Origin of the sequence: Kocuria sp. LUK (genome assembly GCF_021012935.1) — a bacterium.
GTDB lineage: Bacteria > Actinomycetota > Actinomycetes > Actinomycetales > Micrococcaceae > Kocuria > Kocuria flava.
The window spans coordinates 372,114-386,254 of the sequence record NZ_JAJMZI010000001.1 but is presented as its reverse complement, the minus strand read 5'-3'; the positions used below and the strand labels follow the sequence as shown (position 1 = coordinate 386,254).

At 74.5% G+C, this 14,141-nt stretch carries 16 protein-coding genes; 11 read left to right on the top strand and 5 right to left on the bottom strand.

Features of this window, described 5'->3' with window-relative positions; genetic code table 11:
* The first annotated feature begins 68 nt into the window (after positions 1 to 68).
* Both LQU92_RS01820 and mgtE read left to right on the top strand, forming a co-directional pair.
* A complete protein-coding gene (locus tag LQU92_RS01820; protein WP_058858686.1) occupies positions 69 to 1,667 on the top strand; it encodes an ABC-F family ATP-binding cassette domain-containing protein in 1,599 nt (532 codons plus the stop codon).
* Positions 1,664 to 3,037, top strand: a complete 1,374-nt coding sequence (mgtE, locus tag LQU92_RS01815; protein ID WP_230660248.1) for a magnesium transporter — start codon at positions 1,664 to 1,666, stop codon at positions 3,035 to 3,037. Before LQU92_RS01820 ends, mgtE begins: the two co-directional genes overlap by 4 nt.
* 171 nt (positions 3,038 to 3,208) lie before the next feature.
* On the opposite strand, the gene LQU92_RS01810 is transcribed toward mgtE, so the two are convergent.
* The 3 genes from LQU92_RS01810 to LQU92_RS01800 are packed head-to-tail and all read right to left on the bottom strand — an operon-like array spanning position 3,209 to position 5,022.
* On the bottom strand, positions 3,209 to 4,186 hold the full coding sequence (locus LQU92_RS01810; protein WP_101852424.1) for an SURF1 family protein: 978 nt from the start codon (positions 4,184 to 4,186) through the stop codon (positions 3,209 to 3,211).
* Position 4,187: 1 nt separating this feature from the next.
* Complete coding sequence (locus LQU92_RS01805) at positions 4,188 to 4,475, bottom strand: hypothetical protein (RefSeq protein ID WP_101852423.1); 288 nt, start codon at positions 4,473 to 4,475, stop codon at positions 4,188 to 4,190.
* Between the two features lie 43 nt (positions 4,476 to 4,518).
* On the bottom strand, positions 4,519 to 5,022 hold the full coding sequence (locus LQU92_RS01800) for a DUF3099 domain-containing protein (RefSeq protein ID WP_230660245.1): 504 nt from the start codon (positions 5,020 to 5,022) through the stop codon (positions 4,519 to 4,521).
* 219 nt (positions 5,023 to 5,241) lie between these two features.
* Here LQU92_RS01800 and LQU92_RS01795 point away from each other — a divergent pair, with 219 nt between their 5' ends.
* Together LQU92_RS01795 and LQU92_RS01790 are read left to right on the top strand one after the other, a co-directional pair.
* Positions 5,242 to 5,970 (top strand): beta-ketoacyl-ACP reductase, encoded by a 729-nt coding sequence (locus LQU92_RS01795; RefSeq protein WP_230660242.1) that lies wholly within the window; start codon positions 5,242 to 5,244, stop codon positions 5,968 to 5,970.
* 43 nt (positions 5,971 to 6,013) lie between these two features.
* Positions 6,014 to 6,772 carry an SDR family oxidoreductase gene (locus tag LQU92_RS01790; RefSeq protein ID WP_101852420.1) on the top strand — a complete coding sequence of 253 codons (759 nt, stop codon included), beginning with the start codon at positions 6,014 to 6,016 and terminating at the stop codon, positions 6,770 to 6,772.
* Positions 6,773 to 6,866: 94 nt separating this feature from the next.
* Here the strand turns inward: LQU92_RS01790 and LQU92_RS01785 are convergent, their stop codons facing one another.
* Positions 6,867 to 7,292, bottom strand: coding sequence for a VOC family protein (locus tag LQU92_RS01785; RefSeq protein WP_230660240.1), 426 nt, complete (start codon positions 7,290 to 7,292; stop codon positions 6,867 to 6,869).
* Between the two features lie 161 nt (positions 7,293 to 7,453).
* Here LQU92_RS01785 and LQU92_RS01780 point away from each other — a divergent pair, with 161 nt between their 5' ends.
* On the top strand, positions 7,454 to 8,008 hold the full coding sequence (locus tag LQU92_RS01780) for a dihydrofolate reductase family protein (RefSeq protein WP_230660237.1): 555 nt from the start codon (positions 7,454 to 7,456) through the stop codon (positions 8,006 to 8,008).
* A gap of 28 nt (positions 8,009 to 8,036) precedes the next feature.
* On the opposite strand, the gene serB is transcribed toward LQU92_RS01780, so the two are convergent.
* The gene (serB, locus tag LQU92_RS01775; RefSeq protein ID WP_101852417.1) at positions 8,037 to 8,966 is read right to left on the bottom strand and encodes a phosphoserine phosphatase SerB; all 930 of its coding nucleotides are present in this window, start codon (positions 8,964 to 8,966) and stop codon (positions 8,037 to 8,039) included.
* Between the two features lie 87 nt (positions 8,967 to 9,053).
* On the opposite strand from serB, the gene LQU92_RS01770 reads away from it, so the two are divergent.
* The 6 genes from LQU92_RS01770 (at position 9,054) to LQU92_RS01745 (ending at position 14,037) form a co-directional block, all read left to right on the top strand.
* Positions 9,054 to 9,839, top strand: a complete 786-nt coding sequence (locus LQU92_RS01770) for an ABC transporter ATP-binding protein (RefSeq protein WP_230660234.1) — start codon at positions 9,054 to 9,056, stop codon at positions 9,837 to 9,839.
* Positions 9,840 to 9,847: 8 nt separating this feature from the next.
* Positions 9,848 to 10,726 (top strand): sulfite exporter TauE/SafE family protein, encoded by an 879-nt coding sequence (locus tag LQU92_RS01765; protein ID WP_230660655.1) that lies wholly within the window; start codon positions 9,848 to 9,850, stop codon positions 10,724 to 10,726.
* Between the two features lie 35 nt (positions 10,727 to 10,761).
* On the top strand, positions 10,762 to 11,583 hold the full coding sequence (locus tag LQU92_RS01760) for an RNA methyltransferase (protein ID WP_230660230.1): 822 nt from the start codon (positions 10,762 to 10,764) through the stop codon (positions 11,581 to 11,583).
* A gap of 136 nt (positions 11,584 to 11,719) precedes the next feature.
* Positions 11,720 to 12,274 carry a hypothetical protein gene (locus tag LQU92_RS01755; protein WP_112254858.1) on the top strand — a complete coding sequence of 185 codons (555 nt, stop codon included), beginning with the start codon at positions 11,720 to 11,722 and terminating at the stop codon, positions 12,272 to 12,274.
* Between the two features lie 233 nt (positions 12,275 to 12,507).
* Complete coding sequence (locus tag LQU92_RS01750) at positions 12,508 to 12,768, top strand: type B 50S ribosomal protein L31 (protein ID WP_058858698.1); 261 nt, start codon at positions 12,508 to 12,510, stop codon at positions 12,766 to 12,768.
* 204 nt (positions 12,769 to 12,972) lie between these two features.
* Entirely contained in the window at positions 12,973 to 14,037 is a 1,065-nt protein-coding gene (locus tag LQU92_RS01745; RefSeq protein ID WP_101852413.1) for a biotin/lipoate A/B protein ligase family protein, read from the top strand.
* Positions 14,038 to 14,141 lie beyond the last annotated feature (104 nt).

Sequence of the window (14,141 nt, the reverse complement as noted above, 5' to 3'; positions counted from 1 at the left end):
GCTAGCATGGATGGGTTGCCCGCCCGGGCTCCCGCCTCCCCGCCGTCGTCCGGAAGGACCTCATCACCGTGATCACTGTCCAGAACCTCGAGCTGCGCGCCGGTGCCCGGCTGCTGATGGACGAGGTGAACTTCCGCGTGGACAGGGGGGACAAGATCGGCCTCGTCGGGCGCAACGGCGCCGGGAAGACCACGATGACCAAGGTCCTGGCGGGGGAGACCCTCCCGGCCGCCGGGTCCGTGACCCGCACCGGGACCATCGGCTACCTCCCGCAGGACCCCAAGGTCGAGGACATGGACCAGCTGGCCCGGGACCGGATCCTCTCCGCGCGCAACCTCGCCGGGGTCGTGGCCCGTCTGCGCCAGGCCGAGCAGGACATGGCCTCCGAGGACGAGGCCGTGCGCGCGAAGGCGATGCGCCGCTACGACCGGCTCGAGGCCGAGTTCCTCGCCGGCGGCGGCTACGCGGCGGAGTCCGAGGCCGCCACCATCACCTCCAACCTCGACCTGCCCGAGCGGATCCTCGGCCAGCCGCTGCGCACGCTCTCCGGCGGACAGCGCCGGCGCGTGGAGCTGGCGCGGATCCTGTTCTCCGACGCCGACATCATGCTCCTGGACGAGCCCACCAACCACCTCGACGCCGACTCGGTGGTGTGGCTTCGGGAGTTCCTGAAGAACTTCCAGGGCGGGCTGCTCGTGATCTCCCACGACGTGGAGCTCATGGAGATGGTCGTCAACAAGGTCCTCTACCTAGACGCCAACCGGTGCGTGATCGACCTGTACAACATGGGCTGGAAGAACTACCTGCTCCAGCGCGAGCAGGACGCCCACCGGCGCAAGCGCGAGTACGCCAACGCCGAGAAGAAGGCCTCCGCCCTCATGGAGCAGGCCAACAAGATGCGCGCCAAGGCCACCAAGGCGGTCGCGGCCCAGCAGATGATCAAGCGCGCGGAGCGGCTCATGCAGGGTCTCGAGGGCGAGCGCGTGCAGGACCGGGTCGCGGCCATCCGCTTCCCCAAGCCCGCCGACTGCGGCAAGACCCCGCTCACCGCCCGCGGGCTGTCGAAGTCCTACGGCTCGCTGGAGATCTTCACCGACGTCGACCTGGCGATCGACAAGGGCTCGCGCGTGGTGATCCTCGGCTTCAACGGCGCGGGCAAGACCACGCTGCTGCGCATGCTCGCGGGGGAGGCCGCTCCGGACACCGGCGAGGTCCGCCCCGGCCACGGGCTCAAGCTCGGCTACTTCGCCCAGGAGCACGACACCCTCGACCACGACCGCACGGTGCTCGAGAACATGCGCAGCGCCGCCCCGGACCTCGCGGACACCGAGGTGCGCAACATCCTCGGGTCCTTCCTCTTCCAGGGCGACGACGTCGCCAAGCCCGCCGGCGTCCTCTCCGGCGGGGAGAAGACGCGCCTGGCGCTGGCGACCCTCGTGGCCTCCTCGGCCAACGTCCTGCTCCTGGACGAGCCCACCAACAACCTGGACCCGGCCTCCCGCCAGGAGATCCTCAACGCGCTGCGCACCTACGAGGGCGCGGTCGTGCTCGTCTCCCACGACGAGGGCGCGGTCGAGGCCCTGGACCCCGAGCGCGTGGTCATCCTGCCCGACGGCACCGAGGACCTGTGGAGCCAGGAGTACCAGGACCTGATCTCGCTGGCGTGAGGACACGGCGGCCCGGTCGGGCGAAGGAGCGGCGCGCGGAGGCCTCCCTGGAGGACCGGATCCGGGCCGGGCTGCGCCGCGGCGACCTCGACGAGGTCCGGGACCGGCTGCTGGCCCGGTCCCTGCCGGAGCAGGTCGCGCTCCTGGAGCGGCTGGCGCCCGCCGACCGGGCCGTGGTCTACCGCCTCCTCCCGCGCGGGCGCGCCTTCGAGGTCTTCACCCGGCTCGACGCCCCGCTGCAGCGGGAGCTGCTCGAGGCGCTGCAGGAGGAGGAGGTCCGCGGCGTCGTCGACGACCTCGACCCCGACGACCGCGTCCGGCTGCTCGACGAGCTGCCCGCCACGGTCGCCCGCCGGCTGCTGGCCGGGCTGACGCCCCAGGAGCAGGACGCCACGGGCCTCGTCATGGGCTACCCCACCGGCTCCGTCGGGCGCCTCATGAGCCCCGAGCTCGTGGTGCTCGACGCGGCGGCGACCGCGGCGCAGGCCCGGGACACGGTGCGCTCGCGGCTGGAGACGGCCGAGACCGTCTACATGCTCCCGGTCGTGACCGCCGGCCGGCTCACCGGCGTGGTGGGGCTGCGCCGGCTGCTGGCCGCCGACGACGACGTGCCCGTGGCCGCCCTCGCCCGCGAGCCCGTGGCCGTCGACGCCCGCGTGCCGGCGGAGGAGGCCGCCCGGCTGTGCGCCCGGGAGAAGCTCGTGGCCCTGCCGGTCGTGGACGGGGACCGGCGGCCCGTGGGGGTCTTCACCTTCGACGACGCCCTCGACGTCCTGGAGGCGGCCGAGGACGAGGACGTCGCCCGCTCCGGCGGCGCCGAGCCGCTGGGCCGGCCCTACCTCTCCACGCCCGTGCGCGCCGTCTACCGGGCCCGCATCGTGTGGCTGCTCGTGCTGGGGGTCGGGGCAACCCTGACGGTGCGGGTGCTCGAGGCCTTCGAGGCGACCCTCGAGCAGATGGTCGTGCTCAGCGTGTTCATCCCCCTGCTCATCGGCACCGGCGGCAACACCGGCAACCAGGCCGCCACCACCGTCACCCGCGCCCTGGCCCTGGGCGACGTGCGGGTGCGCGACGGCGCCCGCGTGGCCCTGCGCGAGCTGCGCACCGGGGCCCTGCTGGGCGCCAGTCTGGGCACGGCCGGGCTGGTGGGCGTGGGGCTGCTCTACGGCTGGGACGTGGGAGTGGTCATCGGCCTGACCCTGCTCGTGGTCTGCTCGCTCGCGGCGACCGTCGGCGGGCTCATGCCCGTCCTGGCGCGGGCGCTGCGGGTGGACCCCGCCGTGTTCTCCAACCCGTTCATCACGACCTTCGTCGACGCTTCCGGGCTGGTCGTCTACTTCCTCGTCGCCGCCGCGGTGCTCGGCCTGTGAGCCCCGCCCGTGCCGCGCGGCACGGGACCGCCCGGCGCGCGGGGACCGCTCAGCGCGGGTCCCGCAGGGCCACCGGCCCCGCGGCGGCGCACAGGCCGGCGGCCGCCGCCCCCGGCCGACAGGCCCGCGACCGGATCCCCGGGCGGGGACGGCCGGGCGGGGCGGCAGGGCTCAGTCGCCGGCGGCCTGGCGCTCGAGCGCGTCCAGCAGCGCGTCCTCCTCGTCCTCGGCCGTGGGCCGGGAGCGCCGGCGCTGCGGCCGGGGCCGCATGAGCTGCTTCAGGTGCGGGGGCATGTCGTCGGCCATCTCCAGCTCGCGCAGGACCAGCTCCTCGTCCCCCTCGCCGATGTAGGTCCCGTCCTTGTCGTAGAAGCGCGCGAGCCGGCGCTCCACCTCGGCCGCGTACTGGCGGTCCCACTCGTCGTTGCGGACCTGCTGGCGGGCCGCCCAGCCGTAGGCGACGAAGAACAGCGCGGCGAACGCGTACCACTGCAGGGAGTAGGACAGGTGCGGCCCCGAGTCGATCTCCGGGGCCGGGGCCGGTGCCGGGGCCGCGGCCGGGGCCGGCTGCTCGGAGCGGACCTCGCCGTAGGCGGCGGTGCCGATCGCGTACCCCCACCGGTCCCGGAGCTCGTCCAGGTCCACGGAGGCGATCTGGCCCTCCGGGGCCCCGCGGTCCACGGCGGGCTCGCCCGGCTGGAGCCGGGCCTCGACGACGACCTCGCCGGCGGGCGGAGCGGGCACCTCGTCCGGCATCCCGTTGGCGGCCTCGCCCGTGGGCACCCAGCCGCGGTCCAGCACGACCGTCGCGCCGCCGGCGGTGCGGAAGGGCACGAGCACCTCGTAGCCCACGCGCCCGTCCTGGGGGCGGTTGCGCACGAGCACCTGGTCCTCGGGCAGGTAGCGTCCGGTCAGCCGCACGGGGTGCCAGGTCAGGGACGGGTCGGCGCGCGCGAACGGCGCCGCGGCCGCCGGTCCCTCGAGGGGCTCGGCGTCGTAGTTGCGCTCGATCTTGGCGTTCTCGCCGGTGAGGTGGTCGTTGCGGTCCATCTGCCAGCCGGCGAGGTGGACGGACACGGCCGCGGCGGCGCAGGCGAGCAGGAACCACCCGATCCAGCGGCCGCTGAGCAGGAAGCGGTAGCGGCCCATCTCAGGCGCCCTCCGCCGGTGCCCCGCCGGCCGCGTCCGGGCCGGTCATGGGCACGGTGTCCTTCCAGAAGCCGCGGGCGCGCAGGAACTGCTCGAGGTGCTCACGGTGGTCCGGGCAGGCCAGCCAGGTCTTGCGCCGCTCGGGGGTGTGCACGCGCGGGTTGTTCCAGCGGATCCGCCACGCGGCCGCCTCCCGGCAGCCCTTGCGCGAGCACTGCGGGGCGTCGGGTCCCGCGGGGGTGTTCTCCCGGTCCCGCGGCGTCAGCGATCCCAGCAGGTCGAACTCCACGGCGGTCGTGCTCCTCAACAGTGCGGCGGGCGCGGCGGGCGGCTCAGGCGGCGCCGCGGGAACGGTCGTCCCCGACAGTAGCCGAGGAACCCTGGCCCCCGCTGGGAACGGGGCCGGGCCCGGAGCGGCCCGGGCCGGGGTCACCTGCGGCGGGCTCCTGCGGGTCGCCGTGCCCGGCGACGAACTCGCCCTCGATGACCTGCTCGACCGCCGCCGGTGCCGGGCGCGGCGCCTCCGGGGCGGCGGTGAGCGCGGGGGCGGCGGGAGGCTCGTAGTAGTGGCTGGTGCGCGCGGAGCGGTCGGCGCCGCGGTTGGCCAGCAGCACCGCCATCCAGGGCAGGACCGCCACCCCGGCGATCGCCACGCCCCGCACCCAGAGGTTGTCGACGAGCACGAACACGATCAGGCACACGACGCGCAGCCCCATCTGGATGCCGTAGACCTTCATCCGGTGGCCCATGTCCTGGGTGTGCGGTGCGGCGGTCGTCGTGATGGAGTGGACGTCCTCGCCCCCGGCCTCGCCGGTCGTCAGATAGCGCTTGCTCATGGCCCTCCCGAATCAGACGCTCCATTCTCGCACCCGGCACCGACATCGCGCTCCCCGCCGGGCCCCCGGACCGGACCGGTCCCGGTGCCGGACGGTGCCCCGCGCACGCTGCCGGCCGGTTCCCGGGCCTGCCGATACGATGGGACCCGTTCCCGCCCGCCGGCGCCGCCCGTGCCGCGGGCAGCACCCGCGCCTCCCGACCGAAAGGCCCCACCTCCCATGGCAGACCAGCAGACCGGCCCGTCCCCGCGCACCGTCCTCGTCACCGGCGGCAACCGGGGCATCGGACGGGCCATCGCGCAGGCCTTCAAGGACGCCGGGGACAACGTGGCCGTCACCTACCGCTCCGGCGAGGCCCCCGAGGGCTTCCTCGCCGTGCAGGCCGATGTCACGGACGCCGCGTCGATCGACGCCGCCTACACGGCCGTCGAGGCCGAGTTCGGCCCGGTCGAGGTCGTCGTGGCCAACGCGGGCATCACGCGGGACACCCTGCTGCTGCGGATGAAGGAGCAGGACTTCCAGGACGTCGTCGACACCAACCTCACCGGGGCGTTCCGCGTCGTCCAGCGCGCCGCCAAGGGCTTCATGCGCCTGAAGCGCGGCCGCGTGGTGCTGATCTCCTCGGTGGTCGGCCTCTACGGCTCGCCCGGCCAGGTCAACTACGCCGCCTCGAAGGCCGGGCTCGTCGGCATGGCCCGCTCCATCACCCGCGAGCTGGGCGGGCGCAACGTGACCGCCAACGTCGTCGCCCCCGGGTTCATCAACACCGAGATGACGGCGGCCCTGCCCGAGAACACCCAGAAGGACTACCTCGCGTCCATCCCGGCCGGCCGCTTCGCCGAGCCCGAGGAGGTCGCCGCGGTCGTGCGCTGGATCGCCTCGGACGAGGCGAAGTACATCTCCGGCGCCGTCATCCCCGTCGACGGCGGCCTCGGCATGGGCCACTGAGCCCGGCCCCCACGATCCCCGCACGTTCCACCGAAGGAGCACCATGAGTTCACTCGCAGGCAAGACCGCGGTCGTCACCGGGTCCTCGCGCGGCGTCGGCGCCGACACCGCCAGGCTGCTGGCCGCCCAGGGCGCCAACGTCGTCGTCAACTACCGGCAGAAGGCCCCGCGCGCCACCAAGGTCGTCAAGGAGATCGAGGCCGCCGGCGGGCACGCGATCGCCGTGCAGGCCGACATGACCGAGCCCGCCGACGTCCGCCGCCTGTTCGCCGAGGCCGTCGAGGCCTTCGGCGGGGTCGACGTCCTCGTCCTCAACGCCTCCGGCGGGATGGAGACCGATCTGGGGGAGGACTACGCCCTCAAGCTCAACCGCGACGCCCAGGACGACACCCTCACCGCCGCCCTGGAGCACCTGCCCGAGGGCGGGCGCGTGGTCTTCGTGACCAGCCACCAGGCGCACTTCATCAACGACGTCGAGACCATGCCGGAGTACGTGGAGGTCGCGAAGTCCAAGCGCGCGGGCGAGGACACCCTCACGGCTCGCATCCCCGAGCTGTCCGCGAAGGGCATCACCTTCGTGGTGGTCTCCGGGGACATGATCGAGGGCACCGTCACCGCGACGCTGCTCAACCGTGCCCGCCCCGGCGCCCTCGAGCAGCGCCGCGAGGCCGCCGGCAGGCTCTACTCCGTGCACGAGTTCGCCGAGGAGATCGCGCGGATGGTCACCGCCGACGTCCCCACCGGGCACGTCGAGCTCGTGGGCGGGGCCGAGGACTTCCTCGCCCAGGCCGGCGGCCGCTAGCACCCCACGACGGCGGGGCGGTCCTCCGCCGCGCGGGACCGCCCCGCCGCCGTGCGCAGGACGGTCCCGCGCGGCCGGGCCGGTGCCCCGGGGCTCAGCCGCCCGGTGCGCCGGCGTCCTCGATGCTGACCATCCAGTGCATCCCGAACCGGTCGGTGCACATCCCGAACAGCCCGCCCCACGGGGGCCGCTCCAGCGGCATGGTCACCGCCCCGCCGTCGCGCAGCCGCTCCCACCAGCCGCGCAGCAGCGCCTCGTCGTCGCCGCCCACCGACAGGGAGACGTTGTCCCCCGGGGTGAGGTCCATGGCCCCCGGGGTGTCGGAGGCCATGAGCACGAGGCCGTGCTCGGTGGTCAGCGTCGCGTGCATGACCTTCTCCGCCTCGGCGGGGTCCTCGCTCGCGCCGTACTCGGCGAAGCGGCTGATCGTCAGCTCCCCGCCGAACACGGAGCGGTAGTACGTCATCGCCTCCTCGGCGGTGTCGCGGAAGGTGAGGTAGGGGTTCAGCTGCACGGCCACGTCGGGTCCTCCGTCTCGTCCGGTCCTCGCCCCTCCCATCCTGGTCCCGCGGCGGGCCTCGGGGAAGCCCGCGCGGGGCACCGGCCCGTCCGTGACGCACGGGGCCGGCCGTCCCGTCCCGGGGCCGTGCCGGGCGGGGCCCCGCGGCGTACGCTGGGCCCATGAGCAGAGTGCAGTACTACGTGGCGGCCAGCGCCGACGGGTACATCGCCGACCGGGAGAACCACCTCGACTGGCTGCTGCAGTACGGCTTCGAGGCCTACCAGGACCACTACGACGCGTTCCTCGCCGAGGTCGGCGCCCTGGCCATGGGCGCGAGCACCTACGAGTTCGTCCTCGGCCAGGAGGAGGCGTGGGCCTACGGGGACCTGCCCACGTGGGTGTTCACCCACCGGGAGCTCCCGCGCGTGCCCGGGGCGGACCTGCGCTTCACGGCCGGGGACGTCGCCGCGCAGCTGGGGTCGATGCTCGACTCCGCCGGCGGGCGCAACCTCTGGGTCGTGGGCGGGGGCCGGCTGGCGGCCCAGTTCGCCGACGCCGACCTGCTCGACGAGCTGTGGCTGACCGCGATGCCGATCGTGCTCGGCGCCGGCCACCCCGTGCTGCCCACCGCCCGGCACAAGGACCTGCGGCTGCAGCGCACCACGCACTTCGAGGGCGGGGCCGTCGAGCTGCGCTACGCCCTGCAGCCGGGCCGGCAGGTCTGGCCCGAGTGATCCGGCGCGCCGGGACGGCCGGTGCCGCTCACAGGTCGACGAAGAAGCGCACCGCGTCGAGGTTGGGGATGTTCAGCTGCGCATCGGCGGCGGCGCGCAGGGCCGGCTTCGCGTTGTAGGCCACGCCCAGTCCCGCCGCGGCGAGCATGTCGAGGTCGTTGGCGCCGTCGCCCACGGCCACGACGTCGGCGGGCTCCACGTCCAGCTCCTCGGCCCACCGGCGCAGGGACCGCTCCTTGACGGCGCGGTCCACGACCTCACCGACCACGCGGCCGGTCAGCCGCCCGCCGGAGACCTCGAGGGTGTTGGCCGTGTGCCGGGTCAGCTCCAGCTGCCGGGCCAGCGGGTCGAGGACCTCCAGGAACCCGCCGGAGACCGCGGCCACGCCGTGGCCCTCCCGCAGGAACGCCTTCACGAGCACCGCCGCCCCGGGGGAGAGGCGCACCGCGGCGGCGACGTCCTCCAGCACCGAGACCGGCAGCCCCTCGAGCGTGCGCACCCGGGCGTGCAGGGACTCGGCGAAGTCGAGCTCCCCGCGCATCGCCGCCTCGGTGACCTCGGCGACCTCCGCCTCCCGGCCGGCGTGGGCGGCGAGCAGCTCGATCACCTCCTGCTGGATCAGCGTCGAGTCGACGTCGAGGACCAGCAGCTTGCGCCGGCCGGGGTCGAACAGCCGGGCGGGGACGACGTTGACGTCCACCCCGGGCATGAGCTGGGCGAGGGGGTCGGGGCGCAGTGCGGCGAGCAGGCCGCGCGCGTCCCCGCCGCGCAGCAGGGCGGTGAACGCGTTGTAGCCGGGCACCTGGGCGTCCGGGCCGGCGGAGCCGGAGCCGGTGACGCGCACGGCCGAGAACCGCTCGACCTCCGCCCCGGCGTCCTGCACCATCGCGAGGATGCGCTCCCGCGCCTCCGGATCCGGATGCTGGGCGAACGCGATCACGGCGAGGTCGGTGGTCATGGGCCCCAGTGTATCCACCGCGCGGCCCGGGCCCGCCCGGGACGCCACGCCCCGGGAGGGCCCGGGGCGTGTCCTAGAGTGGCGGGTATGAGTGCTGTGGTGGAGATGGCGGACGTCAGCGTGGTCCGCGGGCGCAAGACGCTGCTGGACGCGGTGGACTGGGTGGTCCGCGAGGGGGAGCGGTGGGTCGTGCTCGGCCCCAACGGCGCCGGCAAGACGACGCTGCTGTCGATCGCGGCGGCCCGGCTGCACCCCACCCGCGGGATGGTCGACATCCTCGACGAGATCCTCGGGGCCGTCGACGTCTTCGAGCTGCGCCCCCGGATCGGGCTGAGCTCGACCGTGCTCGCCGCCCAGATCCCGGCCTCGGAGACCGTGCGCGACTGCGTGGTCACCGCCGCCTACGGGGTGACCGGGCGCTGGACGGAGCGCTACGACACCGACGACGACGCCCGGGCGCAGGAGCTCATGGCCGCCTGGGGCATCGACCACCTGGCGGAGCGCCGCTTCGGCACCCTCTCCGAGGGTGAGCGCAAGCGCGTGCTGGTCGCCCGGGCGCTGATGACCGACCCGGAGCTGCTGCTGCTCGACGAGCCGGCCGCGGGACTGGACGTCGGGGGCCGCGAGGACCTCGTGGCCCGCCTGGACGAGCTCGCCCGGGACGGGACCGCCCCGGCGGTGGTCATGGTCACCCACCATCTCGAGGAGGTCCCCGACGCGTTCACCCACGCCCTGCTGCTGCGGGAGGGCCGCGTGGTCGCCGCAGGGCCCGTCGAGCAGGTGATCACCCAGCGCAACCTCTCCGAGACCTTCGGGGTGGCGCTGAAGCTCGTGCGCGTCGGCAACCGCTACGCCGCCTTCGCCCGGACCTGAAGGCCGTGCTGACGCAGACGGCCGGCGGCCTCGGCGAGCTCGCCGCGGCCTTCCCGTTCGAGTGGTGGCAGGCCGCGCTCATCCTGCTCGCCGGGGTGTGGGCGGGGCTGATCAACACCATCGTGGGCTCCGGCACCCTGGTGACCTTCCCCGTGCTCGTGGCCATGGGCGTCCCGCCCGTGACGGCGACGATGTCCAACGCCATGGGCCTGATCGCCGGCAACCTCACCGGCGCCTGGCACTACCGCGCCGAGCTGCGCGGGGTGGAGCGCACGCTGCTCAAGCTGCTGCCCTGCTCGGTCGCCGGCGGCGTGGTCGGTGCCGCGCTGCTCCTGCACCTGCCCGAGTCCGTCTTCGGCTACGCCGCGCCGGTGCTCGTCGTCGTCGCCCTCCTGTTCGTCGTGTTCCAGCCGCGCCTGCAGGCGGTCGTGCGCCGGCGCAAGGACGCCCAGGCGCAGGCCGCCGCGGAGGCCGCCCGCGCCCGCGGCGAGACCCCCCGCCCGCTGGACCCGGACCGCTCCGCCCAGCCCGCGGCCCTCTACGTCCTGGTCACCCTCGCCGGGGTCTACGGCGGGTACTTCGTGGCGGCCCAGGGCGTGCTGCTGCTCGGGATCCTCGGGGTCTTCCTCCTCGCGTCCCTGCAGGCGGCCAACGCCGTGAAGGTCGTGCTCGTGGCGGTGGTCAACATCGTCGCCGCCGTCTCCTACATCCTCTTCGCCCCCGAGCGCATCGACTGGTGGGTCGTGGTCCTGATCGCGCTCAGCTCCTCCGCCGGGTCCGGGGCCGGGGCCAAGATCGGGCGCCGGCTCTCCCCGGTGGCGCTGCGCACCGTCATCGTGCTGCTGGGCCTCGTGGCCCTGGTGGCCCTCGTCGCCCGCCTGCTGTGACCGCCCGACCCGAGCCCCCGACCCCCGGAGCCCCCGTGACCGACCTGCCCCAGCTCGTGCGCCTCGACACCGCCGAGGACCCCCGCGTGGACGACTACGCCCGGCTCACCGACGTGCGGCTGCGCCGGCGGATCGAGCCGGAGCGGGGGATGTACATCGCCGAGTCCTCCAAGGTCCTGCGCCGGGCCCTGGCCGCCGGCCACCGCCCCCGCTCCTTCTTCATGGCCGAGAAGTGGCTGGCCGAGATGGCCGACGTGCTGGCCGCCCACCCGGACGTGCCCCTCTACGTGGGCCCGGACGCCGTCCTGGAGCAGATCACCGGCTTCCACCTGCACCGCGGGGCGCTCGCGGCCATGCAGCGGCCCGAGCCGGTGGACCTCGACCGGCTGCTGGCCGGCGCGCGGCGGGTCGCGATCCTCGAGGACGTCGTGGACCACACCAACGTGGGGGCGGTCTTCCGCTCCGCCGCCGCCCTCGGGGTGGACGCCGTGCTCGTCACCCCCCGCTGCGCCGACCCCCTCTACCGCCGGGCCGTCCGCGTGTCGATGGGCACCGTCTTCCAGGTGCCGTGGGCCCGGCTCGAGCACTGGACGGCCGACCTCCAGCGGGTCAAGGACGCCGGCTTCACCACGGCGGCGCTGGCGCTGAGCGAGGACTCCGTCCCGCTCGACGAGCTCGCCGCGCGCCGCGACGAGAGGCTCGCCCTGGTCCTGGGCACCGAGGGGGAGGGGCTGAGTGCGGCGGCCGTCCACCACGCCGACCTCGTGGTGCGCATCCCGATGTCCCACGGCGTGGACTCCCTCAACGTCGCGGCCGCCTCGGCCGTGGCCTTCTGGGAGACCCGCCCGCGGCCGTAACGATCCGGACGTCGATCCCGTCCCCACCAGGGATCTTCCCGGTCGCGAACGGTAGGATCGGGGTGTCCGCACGTCCCGGTCCGAGGACCGCGGCACCCGCCGGGCGGCCGGGCGCGGACGAGCGAGAAGGTGCGTCATGAAGAAGCTGATCTCGTGGCTGGCGGCGCTGGTGCTGGCCACGGGCCTGGGACTGTTCGTCCCGGCCGGCGCGAACGCCGCGGCCCCGTACTGCGGCATCACGTGGGGCTCCCTCCCCAAGGGCAGGACCGGCGAGGTCGTCCCGCCGCACGTCCCGCACGTCACCGACATCCGGGCCGGCCGGCACGCCTGCTTCGACCGGCTCGTGGTCGACCTCGACGGCAAGGCGGCGGGCTACTCCGTGGCGTACCGGCAGTTCACCGGTGTGGGGTCCGGGGCGCCCCTGCCGCTGCGCGGGACCGACCTGGTGATCGTGGTCAACGCCCCCGCCTACGACGACGAGGGACGGGGCACGGCCGACTTCGACGACCCGGAGGAGATCGTCGACGTGCGCGGCTACCCCACCTTCCGCCAGGTGGCCTGGGGCGGCAGCTTCGAGGCCCGGACCGTCGTCGGTCTCGGAGTGCGCGCGCGGCTGCCGTTCCGGGCGTTCGTCCTCGACGGCCCGGGCGAGGGCTCGCGCCTCGTCGTCGACGTCGCCCACCGCTGGTGACCCGGCCGGGGACGCGGAGGGAAGGAGCAGGACGTCCGGCGCCGTGGGACCCGGTGGGCCCTGCGGCGCCGTGGCGCACGTGACCTGCGGCCCGTTCTCCGGTACGCTGGAGCGCTGGTGCCCGACGCCCCCGCCCTCCTCCCCGGACCGCGGGACCGCACGACGACGACGCGCCACCCACCGAGCGAAGCCGTGCCTGGCAAAATCCAGGCACCGACAGAAGGTACGAACCCATGAAGACCGACATCCACCCGGACTACCACCCGGTGCTCTTCCGCGACCTCGCCTCCGGCAAGGTCATCCTCACCCGTTCCACCGCCACCTCGGAGAAGACCGAGACCTGGGAGGACGGCAACGAGTACCCGATCATCGAGGTGGAGATCTCCTCGGAGTCCCACCCGTTCTACACCGGCAAGCAGCGCATCATGGACTCCGCCGGCCGCGTGGAGCGCTTCAACGCCCGCTTCAAGAACTTCGGCAAGTCGAACGGCTGAGCAGCCGCCGCACCCCGTCGGGCCCGGACCGGATCGGTCCGGGCCCGACGCGTTCCCGGGACCCGTTCCCGGCAGCGCCCCGCCCCGGCCCGCCGCCGCTGCCCGCCGTGCGGGACCGCCGTTCCCGCGGCGCCGCACGGCGGGCCCGGCCCGGCCGGGCGTAGGCTGGTCCGGGACCCCGGCGGCGGAGCAGGAGGAGCACGGATGGCGCAGCAGCGGCGGCACGGCGAGTACAAGGTCACGGGCGGCAAGCTCGTGGTCGCGGACCTGTCCGTGGTGGACGGGCGGCTGGCGGAGGTCTCCGTCAACGGCGACTTCTTCCTCGAGCCCGACGAGGCGCTCGAGGACATCAACGCCGCCCTGACCGGCCTGCCCGAGGACGCGGCCCACGCCCAGATCGCGGCGGCGGTGCGCGAGGGGCTGGACCCGTCCGTGGTGCTGCTCGGGTTCTCACCGGAGGCCGTCGCCACCGCCGTCCGGCGGGCCCTGGCCCGGGCCACCACGTGGGAGGACCACGAGTGGGAGGTGATCCCGCCGGTGGTGCGCCCCACCCTCGAGAACCTCGCCCTCGACGAGGTGCTGGCCCGCGAGGTCGGCGCCGGCCGGCGCCGGCCCGCCCTGCGCCTGTGGGACTGGACGGAGCCGTCCGTGGTGATCGGCTCGTTCCAGTCGCTGCGCAACGAGGTGGACCCGGAGGGCGCCGCCCGCCACGGGATCTCCGTGGTCCGCCGCGTCTCGGGCGGCGGGGCGATGTTCATGGAGGCGGGCAACTGCATCACCTACTCCCTGTACCTGCCGCAGACGCTCGTGGACGGGCTCAGCTACGCCGACTCCTACCCGTTCCTCGACCGGTGGGTCATGCAGGCCTTCCAGGAGATGGGCCTCGAGGCGTTCTACGTCCCGCTCAACGACATCGCCACCGAGCACGGCAAGATCGGCGGCGCCGCGCAGAAGCGCTTCGCCGGCGGCGGGATGGTCCACCACGTCACCATGAGCTACGACATCGACGCCGAGAAGATGACCGAGGTGCTGCGGATCGGCCGCGAGAAGCTCTCCGACAAGGGCCACCGCTCCGCCCGCAAGCGCGTGGACCCGCTGCGGCGCCAGACCGGGATGGCCCGCGCCGACGTCGTCGCCAAGCTCATGGAGGTCTTCACGGCCCGGCACGCGGCCGTGCCCGGTGCGGTGAGCGAGGCCGAGCTGGCCGCGGCCCGGGAGCTGGTGGCCGCCAAGTTCGCCACCCCGGAGTGGACCGCCCGCGTGCCCTGAGCCCGGTCCCGCCGCGCGGACCCCGGTGCGCCGGCCGCGCGCCGCGGGTCCGGGGGCGTTCCCGGGGCGGCGGGCTAGCATGGGCCGTCGCCCGTTGCCCGTGC

Excerpts from the sequence above, each read along its gene's own strand:
- LQU92_RS01770 (WP_230660234.1), top strand. The coding sequence starts at position 9,054 with ATGAGTGCTGTGGTGGAGATGGCGGACGTCAGCGTGGTCCGCGGGCGC.
- LQU92_RS01790 (WP_101852420.1), top strand. The coding sequence starts at position 6,014 with ATGAGTTCACTCGCAGGCAAGACCGCGGTCGTCACCGGGTCCTCGCGC.
- serB (WP_101852417.1), bottom strand. The coding sequence starts at position 8,966 with ATGACCACCGACCTCGCCGTGATCGCGTTCGCCCAGCATCCGGATCCG.
- LQU92_RS01800 (WP_230660245.1), bottom strand. The coding sequence starts at position 5,022 with ATGAGCAAGCGCTATCTGACGACCGGCGAGGCCGGGGGCGAGGACGTC.
- LQU92_RS01780 (WP_230660237.1), top strand. The coding sequence starts at position 7,454 with ATGAGCAGAGTGCAGTACTACGTGGCGGCCAGCGCCGACGGGTACATC.
- LQU92_RS01810 (WP_101852424.1), bottom strand. The coding sequence starts at position 4,186 with ATGGGCCGCTACCGCTTCCTGCTCAGCGGCCGCTGGATCGGGTGGTTC.
- LQU92_RS01745 (WP_101852413.1), top strand. The coding sequence starts at position 12,973 with ATGGCGCAGCAGCGGCGGCACGGCGAGTACAAGGTCACGGGCGGCAAG.
- LQU92_RS01750 (WP_058858698.1), top strand. The coding sequence starts at position 12,508 with ATGAAGACCGACATCCACCCGGACTACCACCCGGTGCTCTTCCGCGAC.
- LQU92_RS01795 (WP_230660242.1), top strand. The coding sequence starts at position 5,242 with ATGGCAGACCAGCAGACCGGCCCGTCCCCGCGCACCGTCCTCGTCACC.
- LQU92_RS01755 (WP_112254858.1), top strand. The coding sequence starts at position 11,720 with ATGAAGAAGCTGATCTCGTGGCTGGCGGCGCTGGTGCTGGCCACGGGC.